Source organism: Zeaxanthinibacter sp. PT1 (genome assembly GCF_028464225.1).
In the GTDB taxonomy this organism is placed as follows: Bacteria; Bacteroidota; Bacteroidia; order Flavobacteriales; family Flavobacteriaceae; genus Zeaxanthinibacter.
The window spans coordinates 146,980-159,637 of the sequence record NZ_JAQPCN010000005.1 but is presented as its reverse complement, the minus strand read 5'-3'; the positions used below and the strand labels follow the sequence as shown (position 1 = coordinate 159,637).

Annotated in this window: 13 protein-coding genes; 6 read left to right on the top strand and 7 right to left on the bottom strand. The window is 45.2% G+C overall.

Annotated features, from left to right (window positions below):
- Positions 1-155 precede the first annotated feature (155 nt).
- From dnaJ to mnmD, 4 genes are all read right to left on the bottom strand, one after another.
- Positions 156-1,271 (bottom strand): molecular chaperone DnaJ, encoded by a 1,116-nt coding sequence (dnaJ, locus tag PP178_RS13050; protein WP_272594800.1) that lies wholly within the window; start codon positions 1,269-1,271, stop codon positions 156-158.
- A gap of 57 nt (positions 1,272-1,328) precedes the next feature.
- Positions 1,329-1,901, bottom strand: a complete 573-nt coding sequence (locus PP178_RS13045; RefSeq protein ID WP_272594799.1) for a nucleotide exchange factor GrpE — start codon at positions 1,899-1,901, stop codon at positions 1,329-1,331.
- A 126-nt stretch (positions 1,902-2,027) separates the two neighbouring features.
- Positions 2,028-2,993, bottom strand: a complete 966-nt coding sequence (locus PP178_RS13040) for a TIGR01777 family oxidoreductase (protein ID WP_272594798.1) — start codon at positions 2,991-2,993, stop codon at positions 2,028-2,030.
- 93 nt (positions 2,994-3,086) lie between these two features.
- A complete protein-coding gene (mnmD, locus tag PP178_RS13035) occupies positions 3,087-3,749 on the bottom strand; it encodes a tRNA (5-methylaminomethyl-2-thiouridine)(34)-methyltransferase MnmD (protein ID WP_272594797.1) in 663 nt (220 codons plus the stop codon).
- Positions 3,750-3,956: 207 nt separating this feature from the next.
- Between mnmD and PP178_RS13030 the strand changes: the two genes are divergently transcribed.
- The gene (locus PP178_RS13030; protein ID WP_272594796.1) at positions 3,957-5,024 is read left to right on the top strand and encodes a branched-chain amino acid aminotransferase; all 1,068 of its coding nucleotides are present in this window, start codon (positions 3,957-3,959) and stop codon (positions 5,022-5,024) included.
- Between the two features lie 51 nt (positions 5,025-5,075).
- On the opposite strand, the gene PP178_RS13025 is transcribed toward PP178_RS13030, so the two are convergent.
- Positions 5,076-5,462, bottom strand: coding sequence for a nucleoside triphosphate pyrophosphohydrolase family protein (locus tag PP178_RS13025; protein ID WP_272594795.1), 387 nt, complete (start codon positions 5,460-5,462; stop codon positions 5,076-5,078).
- Positions 5,463-6,003: 541 nt separating this feature from the next.
- Between PP178_RS13025 and crcB the strand changes: the two genes are divergently transcribed.
- The 4 genes from crcB (at position 6,004) to PP178_RS13000 (ending at position 9,543) form a co-directional block, all read left to right on the top strand.
- The gene (crcB, locus tag PP178_RS13015) at positions 6,004-6,369 is read left to right on the top strand and encodes a fluoride efflux transporter CrcB (RefSeq protein WP_272594793.1); all 366 of its coding nucleotides are present in this window, start codon (positions 6,004-6,006) and stop codon (positions 6,367-6,369) included.
- A 393-nt stretch (positions 6,370-6,762) separates the two neighbouring features.
- Positions 6,763-7,101, top strand: coding sequence for a P-II family nitrogen regulator (locus tag PP178_RS13010; RefSeq protein WP_272594792.1), 339 nt, complete (start codon positions 6,763-6,765; stop codon positions 7,099-7,101).
- Positions 7,102-7,133: 32 nt separating this feature from the next.
- On the top strand, positions 7,134-8,375 hold the full coding sequence (locus PP178_RS13005; protein ID WP_272594791.1) for an ammonium transporter: 1,242 nt from the start codon (positions 7,134-7,136) through the stop codon (positions 8,373-8,375).
- A 112-nt stretch (positions 8,376-8,487) separates the two neighbouring features.
- Positions 8,488-9,543, top strand: a complete 1,056-nt coding sequence (locus PP178_RS13000) for a porin (RefSeq protein ID WP_272594790.1) — start codon at positions 8,488-8,490, stop codon at positions 9,541-9,543.
- Between the two features lie 59 nt (positions 9,544-9,602).
- On the opposite strand, the gene PP178_RS12995 is transcribed toward PP178_RS13000, so the two are convergent.
- Complete coding sequence (locus PP178_RS12995) at positions 9,603-10,253, bottom strand: DUF1684 domain-containing protein (protein WP_272594789.1); 651 nt, start codon at positions 10,251-10,253, stop codon at positions 9,603-9,605.
- Between the two features lie 96 nt (positions 10,254-10,349).
- Here PP178_RS12995 and PP178_RS12990 point away from each other — a divergent pair, with 96 nt between their 5' ends.
- On the top strand, positions 10,350-11,099 hold the full coding sequence (locus PP178_RS12990; RefSeq protein WP_272594788.1) for a DJ-1/PfpI family protein: 750 nt from the start codon (positions 10,350-10,352) through the stop codon (positions 11,097-11,099).
- Here PP178_RS12990 and PP178_RS12985 read toward each other — a convergent pair.
- Positions 11,086-12,507, bottom strand: coding sequence for an alpha/beta hydrolase (locus tag PP178_RS12985; RefSeq protein ID WP_272594787.1), 1,422 nt, complete (start codon positions 12,505-12,507; stop codon positions 11,086-11,088). The two genes, PP178_RS12990 and PP178_RS12985, sit on opposite strands and share 14 nt — an antisense overlap.
- Positions 12,508-12,658 lie beyond the last annotated feature (151 nt).

Sequence of the window (12,658 nt, the reverse complement as noted above, 5' to 3'; positions counted from 1 at the left end):
CAACAGAATAAATCAATTACAACAGGTCTTAAAAAACAAAACCCACCCTTAATTAGATTAAGGATGGGAAAAAAATTGCTATGAAAAAGAAAATTAATATTGGTCTCCCAATATTATTTCAAATATACATTTTTTATTTTAATAGGATCAAAATCTTAAGAGAACATGTCTTTCACCTTCTCAAAGAAGGATTTGTCCGATGCTTCCGGATTTGGCTCAAAATTCTCGTGCTGTTGCATCTTTTCAAAGAATTCGCGCTGTTCTTTATTCAGGTCTTTAGGTGTCCATACATTAACATGAACCAACAGGTCTCCGGAACCGTATCCATTAATACTGGTAATTCCTTTACCGCGTAACCTGAGAATTTTTCCGGATTGTATACCCGCCTCCAGCTTAATTCGCACTTTACCACCTACCGTATCGATTTCCTTAGAAGTCCCAAGTACGGCATCCGGGTAACTGATATAAAGGTCGTAATGCAGGTTGTCTCCTTCTCGCTTTAGAGTAGGGTGATCTTCAGTCTCAATAGCCACCAGGAGATCTCCGGGGAAGCCGTTCCCAGGAGCTTCGTTCCCCTTGCCACTAACTTTTAACTGCATGCCTTCCTCTACACCGGCCGGAATTTTGATAGAGACGGTCTCTTCTTTCATCTCCAGGCCTTGTGCATCGGCACCTGAGGGCCTGTTGTCTATCACTTGCCCACTACCACTACAACTAGAACAAGTAGTCGCAGTTTGCATTCTTCCCAGGATGGTATTGGTGATCTTTGTCACCTGTCCTGCACCATTACAACTTGGACAGGTCTTATAAGTTACCCCTGCAGCCTGGGTTTTGCGTTTTACCTTCACTTTTTTCTCAACTCCATGGGCTACCTCTTCCAGCGTAAGTTTAACCCGGATACGAAGGTTGCTTCCCTTGACACGGCGCTGACCTCCACCACCAAAACCACCGAATCCTCCAAAGCCACCACCAAAGGCGCTTCCAAAGATATCGCCGAACTGGCTGAAGATGTCATCCATATTCATTCCGCCACCGCCGAAACCACCACCTTCAAATGCAGCATGGCCATACTGGTCATATCGAGCCCTTTTGTCAGGGTCGCTCAGTACTTCGTAAGCCTCGGCAGCTTTCTTGAACAATTCTTCTGCCTTGGTATCCCCCGGGTTCTTATCGGGGTGGTACTGGATAGCTTTCTTCCGGTACGCCTTTTTAATTTCCGCTGCACTGGCACCTTTTTCAATGCCTAATATTTCGTAATAATCCTGCTTCATCAGATGATTTCAAATATTCGTAATTCCTTTATACTGTTGGCTGTTACCAACCCGGATCTACTGACCGACAACCACTTTCGGGTGACGAATGATACGTTCTCCCAAGCGGTATCCTTTTTCAACAACATCCAGCACCTTGCCCTTCATTTTCTTATCCGGGGAAGGCACCTGGGTGATGGCATCGTGAACTTCAGGGTCAAACCCGTCCCCGGGCTGCACCTCTATTTCCTCCAGTCCCTTTGATTTCAAGGTTTCCCGAAGTTTGTTATCTATCAGCTCAACGCCTTTAAACAATTCTTTATCTTCTGACTTCGAGATCTCTTTTAGGGCGCGGTCCAGGTCGTCCATAACCGGTAACAGGGAGGAGATCACCTCTTGCCCTGCTGTCTTGAACAACTCCATCCGTTCACGTGAAGTACGTTTCTTATAATTTTCAAATTCCGCGAAAAGTCTGAGAAACTTGTCCTTTTCTTTCGCCAAATCTCCTTTTAGTTGCTCTTCAGCGGATACACTTTCTTCCTGCTTCTCCTTCTCCTGCTGGGCCTCGTCTTGTTGTCCCTGCGCTTCCTTATTCAATTGCTCTTCAGAAAGGGTCTCTTCCATTTGCTGCGTCTTATCTTTCTTACTCATCTAGTAATTCAGTTTTTTAACCGTTTAGGGATGGCAAAAGTACTGCCAATTCTTTGAAAATGTCAAAATGTCATAAAAAAACAGCCGTTAAAAACGGCTGCTGTCTTAATGCTCTTAAAATATTATTTAGCGGGTAGCTCTCTGCTCTTCTAATTTCGCCTGTGAAGAAACCTTCTCATCACCGGAATTTAAAAGGTCTGTAAGGGCATTCTGGATATTGCAGAATTCGAACATATAACCCTTTTCCTCAATTTTTTTACTGCTTGCACGCTGGCTGGAGAACAGGATATAAGCCATTTCCCCGAGAATGGTTGTCATTACCACTTTAGGAACATTGGGCAACCATAGAGGTTTCCCCAGCTCCCTGGCCATTTCCCGAGTCATTCGCCCATTGGTTACAGGGTTCGGGGCAACTGCGTTGTAAACACCACTCAAATTATTTTTCAAGACATATAGAAAAATGGAGGCGAGATCGTGGATATGGATCCAGCTCTGCCACTGCTCCCCACTTCCGAGGGCAGCGCCTACATAATTATCCACCGGTTTCACCATTTGTGGGAGCGCACCGCCATCATTGGCCAGTACCAGTCCAATCCGCACTTTTGCAAGCTTGAAATCATATTTTTTCAAGTTGTCTGCCTCCCGCTCCCAAGCTACGACCACTTCCCCGAGAAAACTCTTATCGTGTTCGGTTTCGGACTCGGAATAATAATTGGTCAGGGAATCGGGATAATAACCCACGGCTGAAGCGGACACCACGGATTTGATCTTACTGCGGTCTACCTTGGCCAGGCCGATATCCAGTGTTTTAAGGCTGTTGACTCGACTTTCCATGATGGCCTTTTTATGCTCATCTGTCCATCGCTGGGCGATACTTGTTCCTGCAAGGTTAATAATACCATCTACCCCCTTAAAACATTTAGTATCTATTTCCCTCTTTGACGGATCCCAATAGAAACCTTGGTATCCTTCCTTAGCTTCTATCTTATCTTTTGAAGTGGTCAGGTAATGTACCTCTATATTTTCCTGGCGGCAAAGTCGCACAATATGCGAGCCGACCAATCCTGTAGCGCCTGTGATCAATATCTTCATCAGGTCAAAGATACCAGTTTGCCGGGCCTTACCCTAAAGGTTTAAAACGCCTTTAACAGAAGAAAAGCATGTTTCAACGGGTTTATGAGAATATTAAGACTTGGTTGCCCTCAGCATTTCTCTTTTGCCGGGTGGGCCGGGTAATCGCTCCACCATCAGCCCAACTTCCTGCATCGCCCTGCGTACACTTCCTTTAGCGGCATAGGTAACCAGTACTCCTCCGGATCTCATCGCCCGGCTTACCCTTTCAAAGCAAGCTACATCCCATAATTCCGGTTGTACCCTGGCCCCGAATGCGTCGTAATACACCAGGTCATATAAACCGACATCCGAGAGCTGTTCAAACGGCATCTTTTTCTTGTGCAGGAGGAAGTTTTCTTCAATCGATACAAGCTTTTCCCATTCGGCCTTATGCAATGCTTCATAGTATGGCTTTAGACCGGGATCTTTAAGTTGTTCCACGTAATTAAGTTGGGACCACTCTGCCTCCCCAACCGGGTAAGCCTCTAAGGTGGTGTATTGTACCTGTCTTTGTGTCGGTAATGTCTCTTTCAGCGTAATGAGGGCATTTAGGCCAGTACCAAACCCCATTTCCAGGATTTGGAGGTCCATTGAAGTATGATGTGTAAATCCCATTTTTATAAATACATGGTATGCCTCCTGAATAGCCCCGTGGGTAGAATGGTATTGTTCATTCCAGTCGGTGATCTGTATGGTTTTGGAACCATCTCCGGTAGTAATAATGTTTCTTTTCATCTTTTACAGGGAATTAGGAGGATATTCTGAGAACCCGCAAATAACAAAACAAGCTGTTTACCAAAGTATTAGCACTCAGCGTGTTAATATTTTCACGAATTATCACTATTTTATAAGATACGGCAAAACTGGCGATTTTAAATGTAAAAACGCCGTTGAACTTCTCATAAATGTTTAATTTTATTGCTCCAATTTAACAAATACAAGATGGAAAGCACAGTGAAAGATATCATCATAGAAAAGGCCGAAAGCTCGAAGATAGCGCAGGTCGATTTCAATAATCTGCCTTTCGGCAGTGTTTTTACGGATCACATGATGGTCTGTGATTACAAGGACGGTGCCTGGCAGACTCCCAAGATCATTCCATACCAGCCTCTGACCCTGGAACCCTCCGCACGGGTATTCCATTACGGGCAGGCAGTTTTTGAAGGGATGAAGGCGTATAAGGATGAGCAAGGTAAGGTTTGGTTATTCCGTCCGGATGAAAACTTTCACAGGATCAATAAGTCGAGCGCGCGTATGGCGATGCCCGAATTCCCTGAAGATTATTTCTTTGAAGGACTCAATACGCTGCTTAAAATGGAAAATGACTGGATAAAGCCCGGTCTTGGGAATTCACTTTACATCAGACCTTTTGCCATTGCTACCCAGGCAGGGATCATTGCATCTCCCTCCCAGGAATATAAGTTTATCATCATATGTTCTCCAGCACAGGCATACTACGGTGGTGAAGTTCGGGTGAAGATCGCGGAAAAGTTCAGCCGTGCGGCAGACGGAGGTTTTGGATTTGCAAAAGCCGCCGGAAATTATGCCGGTCAATTCTATCCTACCAACCTGGCTAAGGAAGAAGGTTTTCAACAGATCGTATGGACAGATGCCAAAAGCCATGAATTTATCGAGGAGGCCGGGACCATGAATATTTTTGTTCGTATGGGAGACAAATTACTCACCTGCCCTACCGGCGATCGTATCCTTGACGGGGTGACACGTAAGAGTGTGATCGCATTGGCTGAAGAACAGGGAATAGAAGTGGAGATCAGGCCGATCAAAGTTGCCGAATTACTGGAGGGCCACAAGAACGGGAACCTTAAAGAAATGTTCGGAAGTGGAACTGCTGCGGTGATCAACCCCATCCTTGGATTCGGGTATAAAGGTGAGCGTTATGAGCTGCCGGTTATGGAAGACTCTTATGCTACACGGATCAAACAACAACTGATCAATATTCAATACAATATAGCTGAAGACAAATTTGGTTGGAGGCACGAGGTTAAATAAACCTCCTGAAACCTTATTATAAAATAAAAAGTGCCCAATCGGGCACTTTTTTTATGATTCCAGGATTGCCTTGATGTCCGGTTTAAAATAAGACGGACCCTTTAATACTTTCCCATCTTCCCGGTATAGCGGTTTACCATCGGCTCCAAGTTTACTCATATTGCTGCGTTGGATCTCTTCAAAAACCTCTTCTATCTTGTATTGCATTCCATGCTCTAAGATGGTGCCACAAAGGATATATAACATATCACCCAAGGCATCAGCTACCTCGACCAGGTCGTCTTTCTCGGCTGCTTCAAGATATTCCCTGTTCTCTTCATCCATCAGGTTAAAACGCAACAGGTTCTTACTTTGGCCCAGGTTTGCCTTGGGCTGTTTGGATATTCCGAGTCCAAAGGATTCATGAAATAAGGATACGGCGTGGAGTTTGCTTTTCATAGGTTGGTATTTTAGACTAATTTTGCCTAAAAATAAACATATGTTCAGTACAGGGCAATGGATTTTTGCTGCAGTTTTTGTAGTGGTCTTCACCATTTTTATCATTCTCTCCTATAAAAAAGACCGCAATCTTCACCGGAAGAACTACAAGGGTGTCATTTGGGTCGGGCTAGTATTTATAACATTTATAATTTTACTGTTCATTATCAAGCAATTACTCAGGTAATAAGTTAACAAGCTGTTAAAGCCGTAAAAATTCAGCTGGGAGACATCCGCGTGAGAATTTTTCATCGTATAACATAAGAAATAACGTAATTTTGCGTTATACTGTTAAATTTACCCGATAAATGGTTACCTTTTTTGCGATATTTTCTTTTTTAGTAGTACTCAACGTCGCCTTATTGGTACACAGTAGCCTTTTTGCCAGGACCAGTTCAATCAAACCTGCTAAAAGCACAGATCGTCCGGAAATTAAGATCTACCCCCTGGATCTTTTAGGTTCCAGCTATAAGAAAGCGATTTAACTGTAGATCAACCTGGCATGAAACCAATTTTGCTTATTTTTATAGGAGGCGGAATTGGCAGTGTCTTACGTTACCTCATCGGTAAATCTCTCAATCCTTATTTTACTCACTTCTACCTCGGGACATTTTTAGTTAATATTCTCGGCTGTCTCATTATAGGAGCTGTCCTGGGTTATACACTTAAATCGGAATACCTTAATCCACAACTCACCTTTTTATTGGTCGCCGGTTTCTGTGGCGGCTTTACCACCTTCTCTTCTTTCGCCTTTGAACAGTATGAACTGCTTCGCAATGGAGCATTCCTCCAATTCGCCCTATATATCCTCGCCAGCCTGGCAACGGGACTCGCTGCCGTGGCCGCGGGCTTCTGGATTGTAAGATAAATCTGAGGGTTTATAGGAAATCCATTCCTAATAAAGTAGCCCATTCTTCTTTAAAAGGACTAAAGCCTTGTACAACAAGGAATTACGCCTTGACTAAATCATCCAAACAATCTCTGGTTCTACAGGATTCTAGGCTGATAATAAGTTCGTTCGCCATATTCACAATTTTATACATTCTAATTATAACACCCACTAATTAATAGGGGTAATAAATTTTAATATAATAAAAATGACATGTAGACCCCCTCTTATTTAGGGGGTCTCATTTATTATGCGATATATTTACGCCGTTAACAAATTTTAACACTCCATATTTAATTCTAGAAAGGCCTGTATGGAGTACGACAAAATTGCCGGCCGGGCCGGAAAATGAAAACCATTAAAAATGAGCAAATGAAAAAAGTGGAAGCCATCATCAGGAAGTCAAAATTTGACGAGGTAAAAAAGGCATTACATGCGATCGAGGTCAACTTCTTCAGCTATTGGGATGTGACCGGGGTCGGCAACGAAAAACAAGGACACGTATACCGGGGTATCTCTTATAGCACCTCGGATATCCAACGCCGCTACCTGGTAGTGGTTGTTTCGGATGATTTCCTGGACATCACCCTTAAAACCTTATTGGAAACTGCCTATACCGGTAACGTGGGTGACGGAAAAATATTTGTTTCCGAAGTGCTGCAGGCATACAGGATCAGGACCAAAGAGAACGGCCAGGCCGGGATCAACTAAATGAATTACAAACAGTAACAAACAATTTTATTATGGAAGCAGGATTATTTACAGCTAACAATGTTTGGATGATGGTGTGTACAGCTTTGGTATTCTTTATGCATACCGGCTTCGCCTTTCTCGAGATCGGCCTGACCCGTCAGAAGAACACCATAAATATTTTATTCAAAAACATATTTATCATCACAGTAGGACTCCTACTCTATTATCTTATCGGGTTTAACCTGATGTATCCCGGAGAATTTAACGGTTTCCTCGGAGGAATTATTCCGGGGATCGCCCCTCCCGAGGGAGGTATGACACCAGATTACGCCGACGGCGGATACACCTGGTGGACCGACTTCCTCTTCCAGGGAATGTTTGCCGCCACGGCAGCAACCATAGTGTCCGGGGCAGTTGCGGAGCGGATCAAAATAGGACCGTTTATGGTATTTACCGTTCTCTACGTAGGTTTCATTTACCCAATAGTGGGTTCATGGCAATGGGGAGGCGGTTTCCTTTCAACGCTTGGCGGCGATGAGGCCGGGTTCTACGATTTTGCCGGGTCTACCTTAGTGCATTCGGTAGGCGGATGGGCAGCACTTATTGCCATCAGTCTTCTCGGCGCAAGGATTGGTAAATTCGGAGATGACGGGAAACCACGGGCCATCCCCGGTCACAGTATCCCCATGGCCACTGCAGGTGTATTAGTCCTTTGGTTAGGCTGGTTCGGATTCAACGGTGGATCTGTACTTTCTGCAGACCCGGAACTTACCTCCCTCGTACTGGTTACCACCAGTTTGGCCGCTGCAGCAGGTGGTGTTGGCGCCATTGTCACTTCCTTTATCACAACAAAGAACCTGGATCTTACAATGTTCCTGAATGGTATTCTTGGAGGATTGGTAGGAATCACGGCAGGTGCCGACCTGATGTCACCTAACGATGCCGTATTAATTGGCCTTATCGCAGGGGTGATCATTGTACTGGGTGTATCCTTTATAGACCGAATTAAACTGGATGACCCTGTCGGAGCTGTCACAGTGCATTTAATCTGTGGTATCTGGGGTACACTAGCCGTGGGGATCTTCGGAGCCAAAGCAGGTCTCGATCAATTTATCTACCAGCTGACCGGTGTAGGAGCAGTGGGTGTTTTCTGTTGCATCACATCCTTCATTATCATATATGCCTTGAAGAAAAGCGTCGGGATCAGGGTCTCTAAAGCAGAAGAAGTGGAAGGACTGGACCTTCACGAGCACGGTATGGATGCTTATGATTTCAGTAACGGCCAACAATAACGGGTAATAATGAAAACGGAGCGTTTTGCAGAACGCTCCGTTACAGAATCGAATCCAATAAAATTTCAATAACTACAAATAGTCCTCGGAAAGGAACATAAATCATTGAATTATGAAAACGATCTTAAATACAAAGTACGTAAAAAAAATACTGTTTTCTTTATTACTCAGCGGCATGACCATAGGATTTGCCCAGGAGACAGATACAGAGGAAAGCAGCCCTAAATTTAAACTCAGCGGCTCCATAGATGCCTATTACCGGGCCAACCTGAACAGTGCCAATTCCGGCGTCAATTATTCGGCCCCCGGCAGTTCTTTTGCCAACTTACCGGGTTTTGCCCTGGGTATGGCCAACGTCATTGCCAGTTACGAGGGTGAGAAAGTAGGCTTTGTGGGTGACCTGGTATTTGGACCCAGGGGAACCGATGCCATCTTTGCATCCCCTATGTACTCCCTGACCGGGAATATTGTGAACCAGCTTTATGTATACTGGAATGTCAGTGATCATGTAACCCTGACCTTTGGTAATTTTAATACTTTCCTGGGGTACGAAGTTATTTCCCCGGTCGCCAACTTTAATTACAGCACCTCTTACCTGTTCTCCTACGGTCCGTTCAGTCACACCGGGCTTAGGGCAGATTTTGACCTGGGTAGTGATTGGTCCTTAATGCTGGCGGTGATGAACCCGACAGACCTGACCGAATTCAACCCTAACGGCAAGTACGCTTACGGAGCACAACTGGGTTACAGCGGGCAATTCCTGAATTTCCTGGCCGATGACGGTGCATTCGAGATCGACTACACCGGTGGTTTTGACCTGAGCGAAAGTTTTTACCTGGGAATCAACGCCGCATATTTTGACGGTTCAGACGATACCGGATTTGCCGGGGTCGCACTGTATCCGCAGTACCAGACTTCGGAGAATTTTACCATAGGACTTCGCGGTGAATATTTTGCAGAAACGGAGAACTTTGGTGCTATCGGAACCGGTGTGGAAGACAGCAGTGTACTGGCCTTGACCTTAACCGGCAGCGCTACAATAGGAGATCTTATCATTAAACCGGAACTAAGACTGGACAGTGCTTCTGACGATGCATTCCTGGATTCTGACGGCCAACCCATGGACAACCTTGCATCCTTCGTGATCGCTGCCGTTTATGGTTTTTAAAATTTTGCTTTAGTTTGGTTTTGGTTTGTAAAGGTCCGTGCTATCCTTAGCCCGGGCCTTTACTTTTTGGGATCGAAATCCTTCAGCCCCGCCCTGACAGCAGTCGCTAAATGGTTCACCTTGGGAACAATTGGGCAGGAATATTTTTTATTATACACGCAGTAGGGATTATACGCCCGGTTAAAGTCGATCAGCAAACTATCTCCATCGGGTATATCCAGGTCTAAGTACCTGCCCCCGCTATAGGTTTCCTCTCCGTTGGTCAGGTCTGTAAAGGGTAGGAAAAGATAAGAGGTATCGGCCTCATCGGCTGAACCTGCCTCCTGGTACACTTCTAATTGGTAAGTCTCCCCTTGCAGCTCAAAATAAGCTACACCGTAAACCACTTCTAAAGCAAGCCGGTCTGTTGTTGTAGGCATGGAGAAGGGCAAAGCTTCAGGGGTCCGCTCCAGGCGGGCAACCACCCTGAAATTGGTGTCCGGTTCATAAAAATCCAGGCCTTCAAAATCTGCCCGGTAACGGTCCGGCAAGGGGGAGGATTCGGGGTCGCGGAACTGCCGGTTCATCTCCTGCTGAAATAACAGTATTTCTTCCTCAGGGGTCTCGGCTGTTTCAGGGGTCACCGCAGGAGTATCATGATATTTTTTCGCATCCCTGCAGGATACAGAAATAAGCAATATAATTATGAAGTGAAGTACCGTCCTGAACATGCGTTTGTTTTCGGCTAAATTACAATATCTGTTGGTGAGCGGCAAAGTGAAAGCGAGCAGTAAAATGTATACCTTTAAATACTTAAAAAAGGAATCATGACACCACGGATACTGTTTTTATACCCTGCTTTAATATTAAGCCTCCTTTTTGCTACATCATGCAGAGAAGTTGCTGCAGAACCTGCCGGGGAAGACACAAATACTACTCGAACCGAATTAGATCCGGATAATTACAATGTGGCCTTCCTGGTCATGGACGGCACCTACAATACAGAATTGACAGCTCCTTTCGACATCTTTCAACATACCAAGTACCGCGAAGGGATCAGGGCTATGAACACCTTCCTGGTGGCGAATACCAAAGATCCCATCACAACTTTTGAAGGCCTACGACTGATCCCTGATTTTGATTATACCGCAGATGATCTGCCCAGGATAGACATCCTGGTCATACCCAGCGCAGAGCACCACCTGGATACTGATCTGAAAGACACTGCAATGTTGGATTTTGTCAAAAGAATCGATAAGGAAGCGATGTATATGACCTCTCATTGTGACGGGGCCTTTGTCCTTGCCGCAGCAGGACTGTTGGACGACAAAGTTTCTACGACCTTCCCCTCCGATATTGATACATATCGTGAAAAATTTCCCCAATTAGATGTAAGGGAGGATGTACTGTTTGTGCACGATGGCAAATACATTACCTCTGCAGGAGGGGCCCGGAGTTTTGATGCGGCACTCTATCTTTGCGAGAAGCTTTACGGTGCAGCCGTTGCACGTTCCCTGGCCGGCGGTTTAGTGATCGACTGGAACCTTCAAAAAGTACCCCACCTTATTCTTCAATGATCTCGTAGCGTGCGTCTTTAAAATATTCAGCGATAATGGCATTGAATTCGGGCGTGATTTTCAATAAAGCCGTATGCTCAAGATTATACAGCACTTCCTGGTCCCGGTACCCGGTTTTCAGCAATTCTTCCAGGTAGAACAAGGCAGTTCCGTAATCGTCCAGTTTTGCACTCTGGGAGATCACTGCCAGGTAATAGTCAGGATTTTCGGGCTCCGTGATCGTCTTCATCATCTGCAACAGTAATAGCGCCTCCTCATCCACATTTTCCTCCCGGCTGACGATCAGGATATAATCTTCTATATATGCATTGATATAAGCACGCAGCCTGGCCGCCAGGTCCCTGGAATTCTCCGAGTCCTTCTGCTCTAATTTATCCAGGGATTCCATCTGGAATTTCCACCATCCCAGGTTGTTGTAATTATAAGTAGCAATATCTTCTTCCAGGTAAAACTCGTAATCCTCTTTTCTTAAGGTTTCCTGGAAAAACGTATTCTTTTCTTCCCTGCGTTGTGCACGGAAGCGCGAATCTTTCTTGAGTTTCTTGATCTCGTTCTTCAGTGAATCCAGTTCCATTTGCCTGCCATAGGCCTGCAAAAGATCTTCCATCTGGCTGTAGGCATTCAGCAGCTCATTCTTTTGCAGCAATTGCCTTATCTCGATGAGTTGAAAATCGTAGCTGTTCTCCAGGAAGGTGGTATCGGTCGGTATTACGCCTTTCTCCATGGCTTCCAGGGTGAATAATTGAAAGGCTTTTTCCAGGTAAGACTTAGGAGGCCATTGGTTACCCCCGTCAAAAACAAAAAGGTGGTTAGGATATTTTTTGCGATCCAGCTGATCCATGGTTTCCCGTAGTAAGGGGTAGTTAAAGTCCCGTTTCCCTACAATTCCAATAAAGTAGAAAGGTTTTTTATCATTGAGTACCTCCAGGGTAGGAAGGGCTGCCCCACTTACCACGGCACCGGATAGTTTTGGCAGGAACACCGGAACAAGGGAGGCTAATTGCCCTCCTTTACCGAAGCCACCGGTGTACATCCGCTTAACATCTATAGGCAGCATAGCTGTAAACTGATCAATCATCCGGTTGGTCACCAGCATATTCTGGGCAATAGCCAGGCTGTCCCGGACATTGTTAGGTGCCGCCAGGATATATCCTTCCTTCTCTGCCGCTTCCTGGAACATCCCTATGGCTTGGCGCCCCCTGCCCTCCGGCTCAAAGACGAAGATTACCGGCCATTTTTTTTCCATGGTAAAATCTTTAGGCAGGAATACGGCCATGGATTCTGATCCCTCCGGTCCTATGGGAACAGAATCTGTGATCACCCCTTTTTTAATACTGGTAGATTGCCCGCTTATCGCCTGTAATGACAATAACATGGACAGGAAAGTGAATAATATGGTTTGCTTCATGAAAGTCTTTGCATCAAATATCCGGCCAAAATTTCCCCAGGGCCCCTACCTGTAATGGAGTCAAGGATAATTATGAACACAGAAAATCAATTTCTATAGAAAAATACATAATAATTTAATAGCGCTATTACACGGCCCGGAATTAAAGGGG

Excerpts from the sequence above, each read along its gene's own strand:
- dnaJ (WP_272594800.1), bottom strand. The coding sequence starts at position 1,271 with ATGAAGCAGGATTATTACGAAATATTAGGCATTGAAAAAGGTGCCAGT.
- PP178_RS13045 (WP_272594799.1), bottom strand. The coding sequence starts at position 1,901 with ATGAGTAAGAAAGATAAGACGCAGCAAATGGAAGAGACCCTTTCTGAA.
- PP178_RS13040 (WP_272594798.1), bottom strand. The coding sequence starts at position 2,993 with ATGAAGATATTGATCACAGGCGCTACAGGATTGGTCGGCTCGCATATT.
- mnmD (WP_272594797.1), bottom strand. The coding sequence starts at position 3,749 with ATGAAAAGAAACATTATTACTACCGGAGATGGTTCCAAAACCATACAG.
- PP178_RS13030 (WP_272594796.1), top strand. The coding sequence starts at position 3,957 with ATGGAAAGCACAGTGAAAGATATCATCATAGAAAAGGCCGAAAGCTCG.
- PP178_RS13025 (WP_272594795.1), bottom strand. The coding sequence starts at position 5,462 with ATGAAAAGCAAACTCCACGCCGTATCCTTATTTCATGAATCCTTTGGA.
- crcB (WP_272594793.1), top strand. The coding sequence starts at position 6,004 with ATGAAACCAATTTTGCTTATTTTTATAGGAGGCGGAATTGGCAGTGTC.
- PP178_RS13010 (WP_272594792.1), top strand. The coding sequence starts at position 6,763 with ATGAAAAAAGTGGAAGCCATCATCAGGAAGTCAAAATTTGACGAGGTA.
- PP178_RS13005 (WP_272594791.1), top strand. The coding sequence starts at position 7,134 with ATGGAAGCAGGATTATTTACAGCTAACAATGTTTGGATGATGGTGTGT.
- PP178_RS13000 (WP_272594790.1), top strand. The coding sequence starts at position 8,488 with ATGAAAACGATCTTAAATACAAAGTACGTAAAAAAAATACTGTTTTCT.
- PP178_RS12995 (WP_272594789.1), bottom strand. The coding sequence starts at position 10,253 with ATGTTCAGGACGGTACTTCACTTCATAATTATATTGCTTATTTCTGTA.
- PP178_RS12990 (WP_272594788.1), top strand. The coding sequence starts at position 10,350 with ATGACACCACGGATACTGTTTTTATACCCTGCTTTAATATTAAGCCTC.
- PP178_RS12985 (WP_272594787.1), bottom strand. The coding sequence starts at position 12,507 with ATGAAGCAAACCATATTATTCACTTTCCTGTCCATGTTATTGTCATTA.